Origin of the sequence: Geobacillus sp. TFV-3 (assembly GCF_009901865.1) — a bacterium.
Lineage (GTDB): Bacteria > Bacillota > Bacilli > Bacillales > Anoxybacillaceae > Geobacillus > Geobacillus thermoleovorans_A.
Genome location: NZ_MPSP01000001.1, coordinates 3,008,930 through 3,026,111, shown reverse-complemented (window position 1 = coordinate 3,026,111; position 17,182 = coordinate 3,008,930). Strand labels below are relative to the sequence as shown.

15 protein-coding genes and 2 pseudogenes are annotated in these 17,182 nt (G+C 43.3%); 15 read left to right on the top strand and 2 right to left on the bottom strand.

Annotated elements, in window-relative coordinates; genetic code table 11:
- Nucleotides 1-141: 141 nt before the first annotated feature.
- From BJQ97_RS15440 to BJQ97_RS18105, 14 genes and pseudogenes are all read left to right on the top strand, one after another.
- Nucleotides 142-1,238: pseudogene (locus tag BJQ97_RS15440) on the top strand (IS701 family transposase); the annotation flags it as partial.
- A gap of 106 nt (nt 1,239-1,344) precedes the next feature.
- Entirely contained in the window at nt 1,345-2,679 is a 1,335-nt protein-coding gene (locus BJQ97_RS15435; RefSeq protein ID WP_160157246.1) for a glycosyltransferase family 2 protein, read from the top strand.
- A 24-nt stretch (nt 2,680-2,703) separates the two neighbouring features.
- Entirely contained in the window at nt 2,704-3,612 is a 909-nt protein-coding gene (locus BJQ97_RS15430; protein WP_160157245.1) for a glycosyltransferase family 2 protein, read from the top strand.
- A gap of 61 nt (nt 3,613-3,673) precedes the next feature.
- The gene (locus BJQ97_RS15425; RefSeq protein ID WP_160157244.1) at nt 3,674-4,165 is read left to right on the top strand and encodes a glycosyltransferase family 9 protein; all 492 of its coding nucleotides are present in this window, start codon (nt 3,674-3,676) and stop codon (nt 4,163-4,165) included.
- 4 nt (nt 4,166-4,169) lie between these two features.
- Nucleotides 4,170-5,330: a UDP-galactopyranose mutase gene (gene glf / locus BJQ97_RS15420; RefSeq protein WP_160157243.1), complete on the top strand. Its 1,161-nt coding sequence runs from the start codon at nt 4,170-4,172 to the stop codon at nt 5,328-5,330.
- Nucleotides 5,331-5,350: 20 nt separating this feature from the next.
- Entirely contained in the window at nt 5,351-6,019 is a 669-nt protein-coding gene (locus tag BJQ97_RS15415) for an HAD family hydrolase (protein ID WP_160157242.1), read from the top strand.
- A 57-nt stretch (nt 6,020-6,076) separates the two neighbouring features.
- A complete protein-coding gene (locus BJQ97_RS15410; RefSeq protein WP_328718839.1) occupies nt 6,077-7,033 on the top strand; it encodes an ATP-grasp domain-containing protein in 957 nt (318 codons plus the stop codon).
- Nucleotides 7,034-7,045: 12 nt separating this feature from the next.
- Nucleotides 7,046-7,771 (top strand): cytidylyltransferase domain-containing protein, encoded by a 726-nt coding sequence (locus tag BJQ97_RS15405; protein WP_160157240.1) that lies wholly within the window; start codon nt 7,046-7,048, stop codon nt 7,769-7,771.
- 23 nt (nt 7,772-7,794) lie between these two features.
- Nucleotides 7,795-8,982 carry a glycosyltransferase family protein gene (locus tag BJQ97_RS15400; RefSeq protein WP_160157239.1) on the top strand — a complete coding sequence of 396 codons (1,188 nt, stop codon included), beginning with the start codon at nt 7,795-7,797 and terminating at the stop codon, nt 8,980-8,982.
- 22 nt (nt 8,983-9,004) lie between these two features.
- On the top strand, nt 9,005-10,054 hold the full coding sequence (gene pseG / locus BJQ97_RS15395; RefSeq protein ID WP_160157238.1) for a UDP-2,4-diacetamido-2,4,6-trideoxy-beta-L-altropyranose hydrolase: 1,050 nt from the start codon (nt 9,005-9,007) through the stop codon (nt 10,052-10,054).
- A 4-nt stretch (nt 10,055-10,058) separates the two neighbouring features.
- On the top strand, nt 10,059-11,114 hold the full coding sequence (pseI, locus tag BJQ97_RS15390; protein WP_160157237.1) for a pseudaminic acid synthase: 1,056 nt from the start codon (nt 10,059-10,061) through the stop codon (nt 11,112-11,114).
- Nucleotides 11,115-11,126: 12 nt separating this feature from the next.
- Nucleotides 11,127-12,074, top strand: a complete 948-nt coding sequence (locus tag BJQ97_RS15385) for a dTDP-glucose 4,6-dehydratase (protein WP_160157236.1) — start codon at nt 11,127-11,129, stop codon at nt 12,072-12,074.
- A gap of 41 nt (nt 12,075-12,115) precedes the next feature.
- A complete protein-coding gene (pseC, locus tag BJQ97_RS15380; RefSeq protein WP_160157235.1) occupies nt 12,116-13,297 on the top strand; it encodes a UDP-4-amino-4,6-dideoxy-N-acetyl-beta-L-altrosamine transaminase in 1,182 nt (393 codons plus the stop codon).
- A gap of 112 nt (nt 13,298-13,409) precedes the next feature.
- Nucleotides 13,410-13,928, top strand: a pseudogene (locus BJQ97_RS18105) (RNA-guided endonuclease InsQ/TnpB family protein); the annotation flags it as partial.
- On the opposite strand, the gene istB reads toward BJQ97_RS18105, so the two are convergent.
- A complete protein-coding gene (istB, locus tag BJQ97_RS15370; protein ID WP_021322668.1) occupies nt 13,852-14,604 on the bottom strand; it encodes an IS21-like element helper ATPase IstB in 753 nt (250 codons plus the stop codon). The pseudogene BJQ97_RS18105 and the gene istB sit on opposite strands and share 77 nt — an antisense overlap.
- Nucleotides 14,601-16,106, bottom strand: coding sequence for an IS21 family transposase (istA, locus tag BJQ97_RS15365; protein WP_160157234.1), 1,506 nt, complete (start codon nt 16,104-16,106; stop codon nt 14,601-14,603). Before istA ends, istB begins: the two co-directional genes overlap by 4 nt.
- A 703-nt stretch (nt 16,107-16,809) precedes the next feature.
- Between istA and flaG the strand changes: the two genes are divergently transcribed.
- Entirely contained in the window at nt 16,810-17,169 is a 360-nt protein-coding gene (gene flaG / locus BJQ97_RS15360) for a flagellar protein FlaG (protein WP_160157233.1), read from the top strand.
- Nucleotides 17,170-17,182 lie beyond the last annotated feature (13 nt).

Below are 17,182 nucleotides of genomic sequence, written 5' to 3'. Positions count from 1 at the left end.
ATGCAATTTGAAGCTTTATCATTTGTAGTTTTTCCCGAGTATTTGATCGACTGTCGGAGGCAAGCCTGTGGCTTGCCTCCGACAGCCGAAAATGGGCAAACCTCTTTTTCGTCAAGGATATGTTAAACTTCTTCGTTGCATCTTCATATCGTCGATGCCTTGACGACCAAAGGATTTTCAGGAACGCTGACCGATGTCCATCACTGGAGTTTTCATCCCAACCATCGAACAACGCTCAGCCATTTTTTCACGAAAAGCCCTTGGGATGAAGAGACGCTGCTTCGGAAACTCCAGCAATGGATGCTTCATCGTGTCGAACGGATCGCCAAACAGAAAAATCAATCCCTTTTTGTTTCGATCGATGATACGATTTGCCAAAAAACGAAGCCTTCGTCACGGGCAACAACGCACGCCATCGAAGGGTGCGACTGGCACTACTCGCACAAGGATCATCAATCGGTTTGGGGGCATTCGCTCGTTTGGCTGATGGTGCACACCTTCACGCAAGCGTTTCCGTTCGCGTTCCGCTTGTATGACAAGAAGGCGGGAAGAAGCAAAATCGACCTGGCGATCGAGATACTTTCCTCGATCAAGGTGAAGCTGGATCAGCAGGTGTATGTGCTGATGGACTCTTGGTATCCGTCCAAACAGCTCATCGAAGCCTGTCTGAAAAAGGATTCCCTATCATCGCGATGCTCAAGACGAACCGGATTCTCTACCCGAACGGCGTCGCGGTCCAAGCCAAGCAGTTTGCCTGCTATTTCGAACCGCGAGACACCCGCCTCGTCACGGTGGGGAACGAGCGCTATCGTGTCTACCGCTGCGAAGGCGCGCTCAACGGTCTTGATGATGCGGTGGTGCTGCTTGCTTGGAAGGCTGCTTAGCCGATGACACCGGAACATCTTCATGTCGTCTTGAGCACCGACCGGAAGCTGAGCGATGAAGAGATCTTGCGTTGCTGCGTCCAGCGTTGGACGATCGAATGCTTTTTCCGGCAGGCGAAAGACCAGCTGAAGCTAGGTGGATATTGCGTTCGCCACATTCGGGCGGTGAAACGGTATTGGGCGGTGGTGCTGCCCTCCTGCGTGTACAGCATCGCCGAATCTCAACAAACCCTTTCCGCTGGACTGGAGTTGCTTCAGTCGCGGAAAGGCCACAGCGTCGTCGAGTTCATTTATGATGCTGCCAAGCAAGATATTCCCATTGATGTGATCAAAAAACAGCTCCGTATCGCATAAGGGGTACCCTGTTTGTCTCTCTAATCATGGGAATTATTGTAACGAAAAATGTTCATCTACAGTATATAGTTAAAATTAAGAAGATTTATCGAGAGGTATCTATATTATGAAGGTAAAAATGGCAGTTGTTATTTGTAATTGGAATGGGAAAGATTGGTTGATACGATGCATAAGATCTTTGCTCAGTTCTAGTTTAGAAAGTTTTGAATTAATTGTAGTAGACAATGCATCTACAGATGGCTCTGTGGATGCGATTATAGAGCAATTTGGGGATAAGATTAAAATAATTGCTAATAAAGAAAACAAGGGAGGTTCTGGCGGCTTTAACACAGGGATTCGTATTGCATTAGAAAAAGGGTATAAATATATTCACTTATTAGACAATGATGTAATTGTGCATCCTAAAGCAATAGAAGAGTTATTTTACTTTATGGAGAAAAATTCGAATGTAGCAGCAGCAGGATCAAAAATATATAGTTTTGATCAGCCTAATCAGCTTCAAGAGTTGGGAGCATCAATTAATTGGAACGAATTTAATATAAGACCTAACTACAAAGGATATATTGATGATGAAACGATACCAGAACTTATTGAGTGTGATTATGTTCCTGCATGTTCAGTAATGGTTCGAACTGAAGCGATTAAAAAAGCAGGTTTAATGGATGAATCGTTTTTTATCTATTGGGATGATATTGAATGGTTTTATCGAATGAAGTTAGCCGGGTATCGTATTGTAGCTAATTCTAGATCAAAAGTATGGCATAAGATGGGGGCGGCTAATAAGACAAATACATTTTCAACTTACTATTTTTGGCGTAATCGTATAAATTTCTTTTTAAACTATCTTGATGACGAGTTGTTGGAGAGCTTTGCTAAGCAAATTATAAAAGAAACATTTCAAGCTGTTTATATGTGTAACTATAATAAGCAATATAATGTTGCCAAGACAATATTACTAGCTATTGAAGATGCATTAAAGGGATTGAGAGGTAAAGCTCCTGAAGGCCGCATTTTCGAACGTGAAAAAACCAATACTTTTGATCAATTCGCTAAATTTGTGAATAATGAAAAGCGTATTGTATTAATTCCTCAGTGTGAGTTTAGAGTACTTCAATCAATAGTTGGACACATTGGAGAAGCGAAAATAGAAGCTATAGTTGCAAATAATGAGGATAAAGAGTTGTTAGAGTTGCAATTTCCCACAATAAATATTCGTTCAGTTTATGAGAAGGGAACTCTCCCTTCTATTGCTGTGTATAATCATGTATTAGATGCAGATTTTACGAATGATATAGATTTATATGTAGACCAATATTTTAATGTTGTTCAATCTGAAGAAGATCGGCACTACATGGCGAACTACAAAACGATGTATCAAATTTATCAAAATATTTATTTCCCTGTTTTAAAGCAACGCTTTTTAGACTGGAGAGAAAAATAAGATTAGTTAAGGAAAGGAGCAAAAATGAAAGATCAATTTCCTCTTGTCAGCATCGTCATGCTTGCATGGAACCGTAAAGATGATGTGCGTGAAAGCTTAATGCATATTCAAGAAATAGATTATACGCCAATTGAAGTGATTGTGGTGGACAATGCTTCCACAGATGGTACGCCCGAAATGATTGAAAACGAATTTCCCGATGTTCGTTTGATAAGAATGTTTAAAAATATCGGAATTGAGGCGTATAATATTGGATTTGAAAATGCTAAGGGAAAGTACATCGTTATTATTGACGATGATTCTTTCCCTGCGAGACATGCGATCCGGAGAATGGTTCAAGTATTTGAAGAGGATGAACGGCTTGGTGTGGTGGCCTTTGATGTGCGCAATTATTATAATTACGATGAGATAAAAAACGAATTAGAGCATACCGATGAGACAGCAGAAGTGAAGGCCGTAGCCAGCGATTACTTGATGTCTTTTAACGGTGCGGGTGTAGGTATTCGGAAGGATTTATTTAAAAAAATTGGATATTATCCTGAAGAATTTTTTCTTTACAATAACGAAATGGATTGTGCATTTAAAATCTGGGATGCGGGTTATCGCATTGAATTTTATTCTAACATTGTTTCTTATCATAAATATTCTCCTAAAAATCGCGCCTCTTGGAGGGCGCCATTCTACTATACAAGAAATGCATTTTGGCTTGTTTGGAAACATTACCCTACGGACATGGCGTTAAAAATAACGCTTAGACTAATATATGATTGCTTTTATTATTCCATGGAACAGAAAACTACTGTTTACTTAAAGGCGATGTGGTCAGCCTTTCGCGAAGCATACAAATTAAAAGGAAAGCGAAAGGCGGTCAATCGGGCTATCGCGGAAAAACTGCGTGTTCCGTTTAATATTTCTTTTACATTCTATCGGTAAAATGTCGATACTAAATCGAGCAAATTAAACACCTATGCATGGTTAGGGAGTACATCGTAGTATGAAAAAATTATTAATTGTTCGGTCAGCAAGCATGCAGCAATTAGATAAAAATCTAAAAACTATTATACAAAAATTCCCTGATTACGAATATCATATGCTGACACATGAACATAGTGTCAAACTTGTAGAAAAATATGATGTCATAAAAAAAATCATCGTATATCCTTATAAAGAATCCTTTTCGATAAAAAGACGGGTACCAGAATTAAAAAACGAAACTTATGATGTTGTTATCATTCCTGTTGCTAATCTGACTGGGGCTGGATTTTTTAATGTTTTCCAATTCTCACTGTCATTAAAGGCAAAAAAAAGAGTGGTTTGCAACCTTGTTTCCGATTTATGGGATATTACGCCTGGACAAATTCGATGGATGAGAATAAAGCATATCATAATGTCCATTATATCTATGGCTGGCGCGGTGGTTGCTGGGCTATTTGTCCTTTTGCTATTGCCGATAAAGTTAAAAAGGCTTGAAAAAAAAGGAGAGTAACAAAATGTTTAGCTATGTTGTTGTTGGTGCGGGATTTGCTGGAGCAGTGATAACTGAACGAATCGCTACTCAATTAAACGAAAAGGTGTTAGTTATTGAAAAGAGAAATCATATTGGTGGTAACGCTTATGACCATTATGATGAAAATGGCATTTTAGTTCATAAGTATGGGCCACATATTTTCCATACTCGTTCCAAAGAAGTATGGGACTATTTATCACAATTTACAGATTGGTATTTATATCATCATCATGTTCTCGGTTCAATTGATGGAAAAAAAGTTCCGATTCCGTTTAATTTAAATACATTATATGAATTGTTACCCGAATCACTTGCTAAACCTTTGGAAGAGAAGTTAGTAAATAAATTTGGGTATAACGTAAAAGTCCCGATTTTAAAGTTGCGTGAAACGGATGATCAAGATTTGAAGTTTTTAGCGGATTTTGTTTATGACAAAGTGTTTCTGAACTATACAACAAAACAATGGGGAATGAAACCGGAGGAATTGGACCCAACGGTTACTGGAAGAGTGCCGGTATATATCTCTAGGGACAACCGCTATTTTCAGGACGCTTATCAAGGAATGCCGAAAGAAGGTTATACGAAAATATTTGAAAAGCTATTATCTCACTCTAATATTAAGCTTATGTTGAATACGGATTATAAAGAAGTTATACAAATTGACCTTAATAATGGGAATATAAGTTTATTTGGACAAGAATTTAAAGGAACATTGATTTATACAGGGAAAATCGACGAATTTTTTAACTATGAATTTGGTGAACTTCCTTACCGTTCTCTTCGTTTTGAATTTGAAAACATTCAAAAGGAATTTGTGCAGCCTGTCGGTACTGTTAATTATCCGAATGAATATCAATTTACGAGGATTACAGAATTTAAGCATTTAACTGGCCAAAAACATCAATCGACGACGATTGTCAAAGAATATCCTCAAGCCTATGAACGAAATGTAAAAGGAAAGGATATTCCTTACTATCCAATTCCCAGAAAAGAAAATTTAGAGTTGTATGCAAGATATAAAGAGAAAGCAAAACAATTTTCTAATGTCCTATTTGTTGGGCGGCTTGCCGAATATCGATATTATGATATGGATGCTGTTATAGCAAGAGCTCTTAAAGTGTTCAAAGATAAAATTTCTACGTAAAGTATTTATGGTGAATTTTAATGAGAGATTTCAAAGGATATATATTTGATCTCGACGATACCCTATATTGTGAACATGATTACGTAAAATCAGGATTTTGGGTTGTGGCGAATGAGTTGGCGAATTATCGATTGGATATAGATGTAAGTGAAATTTACGAAATGCTCATTGATGAGTGGAAAAGAAATGGTCGCGGTCGAGTGTTTGATGAAGTATGTAGGCGATTAGATATCCATATGGATATTTCACATTTAGTTTGTCTTTATCGTGGACATGTTCCTAACATTTCTTTATATGATGATGCTAAGAAATTAATTTTCTATTTAAAAGAAAAAGGAAAAAAGTTAGGGATTATTACCGATGGAAATTCAACGATGCAATGGGCCAAAGTGAAGGCGCTTCATTTAGAGAAGCTGTTTGACTATATTATTGTCACTGGCGATTTAGGAGAGGAACATTGGAAACCTAGCGAGACTCCGTATCGAAAAATGGTTAAACATTTGCATTTAGATTTTGCCGATTGTGTATATATAGGAGATAATCCAAACAAAGATTTTATTACCGCTAAAAAACTAGGCATGGGAACCGTTCGTATCGTTCGCGATGTTGGTGATCATATGCAAACGAGGCTTTCCAGAGAATATGAAGCGGATTATTTAATTTATTCGTTAACTGAATTAATTAAATAAAAATAAACAAGCTGATGATAGAATTGTCATTAGCTCTTTTTTCTATAAAGCGAAGGGGTGATATGTATTAATGTATTAGTAACAAGCATTTCGAAGAAAATACCGATGCTGCAAGCTGTTCAACAAGCGATGCTGAAAATGGATTCTTCTATGGTTTTGATTGGCGCCGATATGAATCCAAATTGTATCGGTCGATATTTTGTTCATGAATTTTGGGAAATGCCTTCTTTTAAAGAGGTGGAAATCGAAGAATTTATTTTAGTCTGTAAGAAAAAAAATATTCGTTTTATTATACCGACAAGGGATGGCGAACTTCTTTATTTTGCGTTCCATCGTCGATTGTTTGAGGAACATGGGATTTCCGTCATGATTTCTGAGCCAGAAGCTATTAAAGCTTGTCTTGATAAACTGCGCTTTTACAAAGTTTTAACTGAAAATGGTTTTCCTGCGATTCCGACTTCCTTATCCGCTCAAGAATTAAGATGTAATAATTATGTCGTAAAAGAACGTTACGGAGCTGGAGCGAGAAGCATAGGGATTAATTTATCAAGAGAAGAGGCGGTATTGCACGCTAAGAAATTAGAAGACCCTATTTTCCAACCATTTATTCAAGGCATTGAAATCAGTGTTGATCTTTATGTTACTCGTACAGGGGACGTTAAAGGAGTAGTAGCGCGAACAAGGGACAATGTCGTAAACGGGGAATCGCAAGTAACGACAACGATAAAAAACGAAAAATTAGAACGTATGTGCAGTGATGTTGCTAAATGTTTAAAATTATATGGTCATGCTGTAATGCAAGTTATAATGGATAATAAAGGAGATTTTCATATTATAGAGTGCAATAGTCGTTTCGGAGGAGCTTCCACGTTAAGTATAGAAGTCGGTTTAGATAGTTTTTATTGGTTTTTTCTTGAATCGCAAGGGATGAACTTGGACGATTATCCATTTGTCCGTTCAACGAATGAAAAGAAACAAATTCGATATCCAGCCGATTTCGTGATCGATTTGTAAAGGGGGATCAAGTTGAAAACGCTCATCATCATCCAGGCCCGCATGGGATCGTCGCGGCTGCCGGGCAAAGTGCTCATGCCGCTTGGAAACAATGTTGTATTGGACTATGTTGTTTCGCGGTGCGAACAAGTAAAGGAAATTGATGAAGTGATCGTCGCCACGTCCACTCTGCCGCAGGATGATGCGATTGAATCGTGGTGCAAACAGCATCATGTTCCGTGCTTCCGCGGCTCAGAGGACGATGTGCTTGCCCGCTATTACGAGTGTGCGAAACTTCATGGTCCTGATTATGTCATTCGCGTGACGGCGGATTGCCCGTTTGTTGATTATGAGCTGGCGGGTCAAATTATTGACGTGATGAAGTCTGAACCATCTGATATCGTGATTGTGGAAGGAAATTTGCCTCGGGGCCTAGTGGTTGAAATGATGTCATTCTCAGCTCTCAAATACATATACCATCATGGAAAAGAGCCGCGCCATCGGGAGCATGTGACGTATTATGCGTATGAGTTTCCGGATGAATTTCAGCGCACATATATTCAAGCGCCAAGGGAGATTCAGCATCCTCAGTTGCGCATCACACTCGATACGGAAGAAGATTATCAATTATGCAGGGCGATTGCAGAACATTTCAAAGGAGACCGACTTGTTCGTTCACGCGAGGTCGTTCGTTTTTTGCTTGATCATCCTGATGTAGCACAAATCAACGCCCATGTTCAGCAAAAGCCGGTGGTGTAAAATGTGTACGTGGAGGCGAAGCTATGAGTCATCAAAATAAAACGATTGTCCTTTATAATGGGCAAAGTCAGTATGGTGTGCTTCGATATTTTATTCAAGATCTCGCTGTATCTTTTCAACAACTCGGTTTTGAAGTGAAAATTATAGATCTTCTATCATCTTCATGGATAGCAGAACTTGAAAGAGTTTTAAAAGAAAAAGAGGTATTTTTCTTCTTATCAATGAATGCCATAGGGATTGACATAAAGGTTGGAGATAAGTCGTTATATGACCATTTAAATATTCCGTTATTTGCCTTTTTAGTTGACCATCCTATGTATCATATAAATAGATTAAACCAAGGAGTAAAAAATCTCATTGTTTCGACTGTCGATCAAACCCATCTTTCATTTCTAAGGACATTTTTGAATGGAGCATATTCCAAAGTTTTTATTCCTCATGGTTCTTCGTATAATGAGGTTTCTGTCTCAAGTAAGACAATGGAAGAGAGAAAGATCGATATTTTATTTGTGGGGACGTTTACAAATCCAGATTGCTTCCGAAAACAGTGGACAGACTGCGATAAGCATATCAGTAAACTGTTTGATACAATTATGGAAAAATATTTATATACTCATAATCAAACGTTAATAGATATAGCTGAAAGTGTATTTATCGATTATGGAATTGATCATGAATATATGCATCACTTTAACTTCTGGAGTCATCTTGTGAATATAGATCTGTATATACGAAACAAACGAAGAATGGAAGCTGTTTTGGAAACTGCCAAGTTGGATGCCAGATTTGAAGTATACGGAAATGGATGGGAACATTTATTCACTAATCATCATTCTATAAAGTTGAATCGAGCTATTGGTTTTGGAGATGTATATGAGAAGATGAAGGACTCCAAACTTGTTCTGAATGTTTTGCCCAATTTCGTTCACGGTGGTCATGAGAGAATTTTTACGACTATGCTAAATGGATCCGTTAGTTTGACAGACAACAATCTATTTTTGGAAAGTGAATTTAAGGATGGAGAGGATCTTCTTTTGTACTCTTTTACTCGATATCCTCATGCTAGGATACAGTCATTTTTGGACGATAAAGTAACGTTGCAGAAGATTGCTGAGAATGGAAGAAAGAAAGTGATGGAAAAGCATACTTGGTTGGCAAGAGCGGAAAAAATCATTGAAACGGTTATTTATCATAAACATTTTATGGCTTGAATGGGCAGAGGCGAATAGGATCATGAATATTTTATTCCGTGTCGACTCATCGTTTGCGATCGGCACCGGCCATGTTATGCGTTGTTTGATATTGGCGAGGATGCTGAAAGAAGCCGGTTGTACGGTGTATTTTGCGATGAGGGTGGGGCCAGGGGATTTGTGTGATGAGGTGGAACACGAGGGGTTTCCTGTGTTCCGTCTTGCTTACGATGGGCCTGTGATTCAGGAAGTGGATGCACAATGGACGATGGATGTCATTCGGCGGTTGCTCCAACCGATCGACTGGTGCATTGTCGATCATTATGAGCTTGATCGCCGCTGGGAAGAAAACGTGAAAGCCTATGTCGGTCGTGTGATGGTGATTGATGATTTAGCGAACCGACCTCATCAATGTGATATTTTGTTGGATCAAAACTATTACCAACAGGCGCAACAGCGGTATCATGGGCTTGTGCCGTCCGGTTGCCGTCTGTTTTTAGGCCCACAATATATGTTGTTGCGGCCGGAATTTGATGAGGCTAGACGATATGCACCGATTCGCAACGGACAAGTTCGGCGGTTGCTCTTGTTTTTTGGCGGGAGCGATCCGACGAATGAAACGGAGAAAGCGTTGCATGCTTTAAAGGAGCTTGATTTTCGCCATTTGGACGTTGATGTTGTGGTAGGGAAAGCCAACTTGAATCGCGTTCACATAGAATCAAGGTGTCGGGAAATGGGATTCCACTATTATTGTCAAATTGATTACCTTGCCGAACTGATGGCAAAGGCGGATTTTTCGATTGGAGCTGGCGGCGCAGCGATGTGGGAACGTTGCTTTCTCGGCTTGCCCTCTGCGGTGACGGTGGTGGCGGAAAATCAGAGGCAATCGACGGAAGATGCCGCTGCATACGGAGCGGTGTGGAATGTCGGCTGGCATGCGGATGTAAAATCGGATGACTATGCCGATATTGTATATAGAGCGATGACTTCATCGGAACAACTGAAGCGTATGAGCCGCAAAGCATTCGAATTGGCGGGAAGTATGAGAGAATATACTGTACACCCTATCGTCGAGGCATTATTGGAGGGATGATTCGTTGATCAAAGACATTCAAATTGGCCATCGTCTCATTGGGCCTAACCATAAACCATTTATTATTGCGGAAATGTCCGGCAATCATAACCAATCGTTAGAGAGAGCGTTGGCCATCGTGGAAGCCGCGGCGCAAGCAGGCGTCGATGCGGTGAAATTGCAGACGTATACGGCCGATACAATGACGCTTGATATTGATGAAGGTGATTTTTTTATTGATGACCCGGATAGCCTTTGGCGAGGGAATTCGCTTTACAAGCTCTATCAGGAAGCTTACACCCCTTGGGAATGGCATGAGCCGATTTTTCAACGTTGTCAAGAATTAGGGCTTCTTGCGTTCAGCACCCCTTTTGATGAAACGGCTGTTGATTTTTTAGAGGAACTCCATGTTCCAGCCTATAAAATCGCTTCGTTTGAAAACACGGATTTGCCTTTAATTCGCAAGGTGGCATCGACAGGCAAACCATTGATTATTTCAACAGGAATGGCAACGGCGGCCGAGTTGGATGAAACGGTCAGAGCAGCAAGGGAATCGGGATGCCAAGATTTGATTTTATTAAAATGTACAAGCACGTATCCGGCGACACCTGAGAACTCCAATTTGGCTACTATTCCGCATATGAGAGAGTTGTTTCAATGTCAAGTCGGGTTGTCTGACCATACCATGGGGGTCGGTGTCAGTGTCGCTGCCGTTGCGTTAGGGGCCACTGTCATTGAGAAGCACTTTACCCTTTCACGCACCGAAGGAGGGGTGGACGCGGCGTTTTCAATGGAACCCCATGAAATGGCTTCCTTAGTTGTCGAAACGGAACGGGCATGGCAAAGCATCGGGCGGGTTCAATACGGCCCCACGAAAACGGAAGAAGCCTCGCTGAAACATCGGCGGTCGTTATACATTGTGCGCGATATGAAAGCAGGAGAGACGCTGACGAAGGAAACCGTTCGGGCGATTCGTCCTGGAAGTGGATTGCCTCCGAAATATTTCGACCAGCTGCTTGGAAAAACGGTGAAACGTGATGTAAAAAAAGGAACGCCGGTGACATGGGATTTATTATTGTAAGGAGTGATCCGTATGAGAATATTATTGACAGGCGGCGCGGGGTTTATCGGTCGTGCGGTGGCCAAACAGTTGCTTGAGGACGGTCACGATGTTTGGATTCTCGATGATCTTTCCAACGGGAGAGAAGAAAATATTGCTGAGTTTCGCCATCATCCAAATTTAAAGCAGTTTATCGTCGGTGACATCAAAGACGAGAACTTGCTGGCACAACTTTTTCATGAAAATAGATATGAGCTTTGTTATCATTTAGCGGCGTCGATTAATGTGCAAGATTCCATTGATGATCCAAGAACGACGTTTTACAACGATACGATTGGAACCTTTTATCTCCTTGAACAATGTCGAGCGCATCAAACAAAACTGGTGTTTATGAGCACCTGCATGGTGTATGACCGCTGCTATCAGGAAACAGGCATCACCGAAACTCATCCGACAAAGCCGGCCTCTCCGTATGCAGGGGCGAAGATTGCGGCGGAAAATATGGTGCTGTCTTATTTTCATGCCTATCAACTGCCGGTTGTCGTTGTACGGCCGTTTAATACCTATGGTCCTTATCAAAAGACAAGCGGTGAAGGTGGAGTTGTCGCAATCTTTATTCGGAAGAAACTGACCGGCGAACCATTGCAAATTTATGGAGATGGTACACAAACACGAGATCTATTGTATGTCGACGATTGTGCACGGTTTGTCGTTCAGGCTGGTTATTCAAATAAGGTGAACGGGGAAATCTTGAACGCTGGATTAGGCAGGGATATTTCGATTAATGATTTAGCTAAGCTCATCGTGGGCGATGAAAAGCGGATTGAGCATGTTCCTCATATTCATCCGCAGAGTGAGATTCAAAAGTTGTTATGCAATTATGAAAAAGCAAAACGGCTGTTAGGCTGGGAGCCGAAAGTGTCTCTTGAAGAGGGGATTCAAAAGACGGAAGAATGGATCAAAACGAGCCGCCTGATGTAGTCGGGTGGCTTTTCTTTAGGATATCAAGGAGGAAATGGAGCATGAAGTTAGCGATCAATGGGGGAACTCCTGTACGAGAATCATTTTTATCTTACGGACAGCAATGGATTGATGAAGAAGATATTGAAGCGGTGGTGGAAACATTAAGAAGCCCATTCATTACACAAGGGCCGAAAATTGAGCAATTTGAAGAAGCAATCGCCCGCTATGTCGGGGCGAAATATGCGGTGGCGTTTGCCAATGGGACAGCCGCCCTGCATGGCGCTTGCTTTGCCGCTGGCATTTCGCCAGGAGATGAGGTCGTGACGACCCCGATTACCTTCGCGGCCAGCGCCAACTGCGTGCTGTATGTTGGCGGCACGCCTGTGTTTGTGGATATTGATGAAAAAACGTACAATATCGATCCGAATCTGATTGAGAAGGCCGTCACTCCGCGCACAAAGGCGATTATTGCCGTTGATTTTACAGGCCAGCCTGCCGATCTAGATCCGATCCGGGAAATTGCCAGAAAATATGGTCTCGTCTTCATCGAAGATGCCGCTCATTCTTTAGGAGCTTGTTATAAAGGAAAAAAAGTAGGCTCGTTAGCAGATATGACGATGTTCAGCTTTCATCCTGTCAAGCCTATTACGACGGGTGAGGGTGGCGTTATTGTCACTGATCATGAAGAATACTACCTTAAATTAAAACGTTTTCGTACGCATGGGATTACAACGGAGAATGTAAGGAAGAATGAAGGGCCTTGGTATTATGAGATGGTGGATCTTGGCTACAATTACCGAATGACGGATGTGCAGGCAGCGCTCGGGCTCAGCCAGTTGACAAAGCTTGATGCATTTGTGCAGAAACGGCGGGAAATTGCCGCGATGTATCATGAGGCGTTTTCTCGCATTCCTGGGGTGCGCATTCCTTATCAGCTTCCGTATGTGGACTCAAGCTGGCATTTATACGTGCTTCAGTTGCAATTAGAGAATTTTCGGGTGGGACGCAAAGAGATATTTGAAGCGTTGCGGGCAGAAAATATCGGAGTGCACGTTCATTACATTCCGGTTTATTTTCACCCTTATTATCAACAATTAGGATATAAGAAAGGAATTTGTCCGGTTGCCGAAAAGTGGTATGAAGCGGTGTTAACGATTCCCCTTTTTCCGAAAATGAGCGAATATGATATTCGAACAGTTATGGAAGGGGTGAACAAAGTGCTCTCCTTTTATCGAAGATAATGAGGTTTGCCACCTCGTTTTCATTTTACGGAAGCAGCTTTCTGAGTTTTATTGGTGATCACGGCAGGAAGTTGCCATGGGAATGGAGAAAGTAAAAATACGGTTTCATGATTTAGGCGTGATTCGGATGGAAGATTTGGCGGGGATTCGGAAACGGGCAAAATCGGCCAAAGAAGCAGGACGAAGTCTTCATTCATGGGCGTTCCATCAACTGCAAACGATGATTGCCTATAAGGCGGAAATGGCGGGCATTCGGGTCGAGTGGGTGAATCCGACCTACACCAGTCAAACATGCCGATGCGGGCATCGGGAGAAAGCGAACCGAAACGGCATCCACTTCCGATGCCAAAAGTGCGGATACACCATCCACGCCGACTTGAATGGCGCGATCAACATCGCCAAAGCGATTTCGGGCTTCGCCGTCTAACCTCGCGCACTGGTCACAGGTGCGCCGCCCATTGGGGTACAACTTAACCCGATGGGACGGGTGTTTTTTGCAAGCAAAAAATGCAGAGAAGTGCAAGAAAAAATACATAGGCTTGCCAGCTCAAGACTTAAGGTTCCAGACCGGGGGAAGAGGACGGCTGGATCGCGGAGAGAGCGTTCCGCAGTCGATAGCTCTCTCCCGTAAAGGCCAGGATGTGGGCATGGTGAACCAAGCGATCCACCAGCGCAGCTGTCAAGCGGTTGTCCCCAAACACCCGATTCCACTGTCCAAATTCCAGATTCGACGTCACGATGACGCTTTTTCGCTCATAACAGTCGGCGATAATATGAAACAACAGCTCCGATCCTTGCTTTTGAAACGGCACATAGCCGAGTTCATCCAATATCAACAGTTCGCACGCATCGATGCTTCGTTTCAGCCGCCCGAGCGTGCCATTTTTCAATGCCTCTTCCAGCTGGGCGACGAGATCCGCGACGCGGAAAAACCGAACCTCATGGCCTTGTTGGCACGCCTGGATGCCGAGCGCTGTGGCGAGATGGGTTTTTCCTGTCCCGGGCGAGCCTAAAAGCAGAACGTTTTGCTTTCGCTCCAAAAAGCGAAGGTCACACAATTCCTTCTTCGATGTCGTGGTCGGCCAGTGGATGTGATCCGACCATTCGTAATCCTTCAGCCATTTCAACTCCCGAAACTTGGCTTTCTTGATCAGCCGGGCCTGTTTCGCCTGCTGGCGGCACGACAGCTCCAGCGCCAATACATCCCGCAAAAACTGCTCTTTCGTTTCGAACATCACCTCCTCGAATCGATCCGCGATATAGGCCAAATGCAGCGCTTTACAAATCTCTTTCACCTCTGCTCTCATCCCTGGACACCCCCTTCCCGAACGGGGTGAAGACGTTGATCATACACCGTTAAATCCGTTTCATAGTCGATCAGGACGGAAGGGGTGTACGATTCTTCCCACTTGGCCGGGTAATGGGATTGCTCGGCTTCCATCAACACCCCGATTTCATGAGGAGCCAAGTCCCATCGCTGACTCTCCTCGAGCCACTGGGCGATTTCATAAAGCGTGCAACGATCCAACAGCGCTCGCAGCCCTTTCAAACGGGCCGCCACCTGGGGCGGGGTGCCAGCCAGATACGTTCGGATCGCTTCCGGCAAGTACGCCCGGTATCGGGAATGCCCGACAACCCGGGGTTTGGTCTCCCACTCAGCGAAAATCTCTTTCCAAGGGATCTCGCGTTTCACGTTCGTATACGGCCTTGGCATCTCAAGATGTATGCCTCCGTCAGGAGAGAGCACAAAGAAACGATCCCACTCTTTTTTCACCAATACCCGGTTGGGGACGGACAGGCCATGGACGACGAACGCCTTCCCATCCACCATCACTTCTCCGTACTTATTCACGTAAGCGTGATCGAGGGAGAAGATCGGAAGATCTTGTTCCGGCAACGCCAACAGCTCCGGCCGCTCTTCCTGCCATAGCTCCTCTATCAACCGCCCCTTTTCATAATGAGGGCGGTTTCGGTCCTCGACCATCTTGCGATGCAGCCACTCCACCAGCTCCGGATCCGACTCGATCAACGGAGCCGGGACGAAACAAAGGTTGCGAGTGTAATAGACTTTTCGCTCCGCATTTCCTTTCTCATGTCCGCTGTATGGATTGCACACTTGTACATCAAACCGATAGTAGAGTTGAAATTTCTCAAAAGCCTCGGTGAATTGGCGTTCTCCCCCTTTTCGAATCGACACGATGGCCGCGGACAAATTGTCAATGCGCAATGCCTTTGGCACTCCCCCAGCCTGACGAAACAGCTGCGTCAACCCATGGAGGAAGCATTCACTGTTTTCCGCCGGCAGCGGATAAGCAAACGCAGCGTTGCTATACGGGAAGCTTACGATCAAAACCGATCGTTCTTCTTCCTTCCCCTCCTTCGTCACCACCGTCATCTTCCCGAAATCCACCTGCGCCTCGCCTGGCGGGTGCTCAAGTCGTTCATAGCGCTGTTCTTTCTCGAGTTTGAGCTGCGGTCTTCGTTTTTGCACGTACGCGCAAACGGTGCGATACGAGCCTTGAAATCCATGGTCACGACAAAGCGCTTCAAACATCGTCTTGTTCGTTCGCCGTTGTTTTCTCGGCAGCTTGGCATCCTCCTCCAACCAGTCATCAATGATTTGCCCGTATCCTTCTTCCTCCATCATCCCCTTTTTGCGTTTGATGGTTGGTTGGACAGAAATGCCGCCATCCGCGTATTTCTTGACCGTTCTCCAGTTATATCCCGTTTCGCGGGAAATTTCCGCAATCGATAACCCTTTCTTTTCACGCAGTTTTCTGATACGATTAATTTCGGGCATTGCCAGCATCCTTTCGCTCCTCCACTGTTTGGTTTATGTGTTCACAACTTCCACAGTAGAGGAAATGTTAGGGGCTGGCAAGCCTTTTTTCTTTGCCTTAGGCTCTGCACGTTTCGTTGCAGAACTCTGTATTTTTATTTTGCACTAAACAGACGGGGTGATGACACACCTCTGAACTTGGGCGTTGTCTGAACCAGAAATGGATGAGGACGCGAACGACCCAAGAATCCCACGCCCTTTAGGCGTGTGGAGTGTCAATTGGGGTTTGAACTTTTTGAAAACAACATCAATATTTTTATTTCATTATCAAGATGGGCGTGAAATGGAAACATCGATCCCATACGATGTGCGGGAGATCAATCGAATCATTGTTGACTTTTATGAAACTGCTCTAAAAGGCCGGTGAAAAACGATTATGTTTGCCAAATGGATGGAGTTCGTCGGGAAATAAGAGCCGATTTTACAAGACTTCTCAATTTGAGAAGAGCTGGTTTTGAACCGCTTTTTCTCATTAAATCACCCGCCTTCTAAATGCTCCACCCCCAACGTACTCATCTCCTTTGCTTTTCGCTGCCTTTCATTATACATCGAATTTCTCGGGAAGTTCACTTTTCTTTTTATTCATTGCATTTGTCAGCTTCCCCCCTTCACACTTCCTGCCTCTCATCCGATATAAACGGTAGAAAGCGTCTAAAACAAAGGAGCGGGTCGTATGACGATTGAACGGGTGTCTTCTTCTTTCCTTTCATATGAGCCGATGCGAAATGAACAGGCTAATCCAAAAGTCGAGATCTCGGCGGCGCGGCCGCAGGAGGCAGAGGCGTCGTCTCCTCTTGAGAGGCTGCCATCGGAGGAAACGCTTGAGAAAGTGGTCAATGGCTTGAATGAGCTGGTGCAGCCGAGCCATACGTCGGTTCGGTTTGAGCTGCATAAAGAGCTGCACGAATATTACGTGCAAGTGATTGATGAAAAGACGCATGAGGTGATCCGCGAAATTCCTCCGAAAAAGCTGTTGGATATGTACGCGGCGATGATGGAGTTTGTCGGGCTTTTGGTGGATAAAAAAATTTAACGGTGGTGAGTCA

What these genes read in the sequence shown, in the direction of transcription:
- BJQ97_RS15435 (WP_160157246.1), top strand. Translation starts at nt 1,345, where the DNA reads ATGAAGGTAAAAATGGCAGTTGTTATTTGTAATTGGAATGGGAAAGAT.
- BJQ97_RS15430 (WP_160157245.1), top strand. Translation starts at nt 2,704, where the DNA reads ATGAAAGATCAATTTCCTCTTGTCAGCATCGTCATGCTTGCATGGAAC.
- BJQ97_RS15425 (WP_160157244.1), top strand. Translation starts at nt 3,674, where the DNA reads ATGAAAAAATTATTAATTGTTCGGTCAGCAAGCATGCAGCAATTAGAT.
- glf (WP_160157243.1), top strand. Translation starts at nt 4,170, where the DNA reads ATGTTTAGCTATGTTGTTGTTGGTGCGGGATTTGCTGGAGCAGTGATA.
- BJQ97_RS15415 (WP_160157242.1), top strand. Translation starts at nt 5,351, where the DNA reads ATGAGAGATTTCAAAGGATATATATTTGATCTCGACGATACCCTATAT.
- BJQ97_RS15400 (WP_160157239.1), top strand. Translation starts at nt 7,795, where the DNA reads ATGAGTCATCAAAATAAAACGATTGTCCTTTATAATGGGCAAAGTCAG.
- pseG (WP_160157238.1), top strand. Translation starts at nt 9,005, where the DNA reads ATGAATATTTTATTCCGTGTCGACTCATCGTTTGCGATCGGCACCGGC.
- BJQ97_RS15385 (WP_160157236.1), top strand. Translation starts at nt 11,127, where the DNA reads ATGAGAATATTATTGACAGGCGGCGCGGGGTTTATCGGTCGTGCGGTG.
- pseC (WP_160157235.1), top strand. Translation starts at nt 12,116, where the DNA reads ATGAAGTTAGCGATCAATGGGGGAACTCCTGTACGAGAATCATTTTTA.
- istB (WP_021322668.1), bottom strand. Translation starts at nt 14,604, where the DNA reads ATGAGAGCAGAGGTGAAAGAGATTTGTAAAGCGCTGCATTTGGCCTAT.
- istA (WP_160157234.1), bottom strand. Translation starts at nt 16,106, where the DNA reads ATGCTGGCAATGCCCGAAATTAATCGTATCAGAAAACTGCGTGAAAAG.
- flaG (WP_160157233.1), top strand. Translation starts at nt 16,810, where the DNA reads ATGACGATTGAACGGGTGTCTTCTTCTTTCCTTTCATATGAGCCGATG.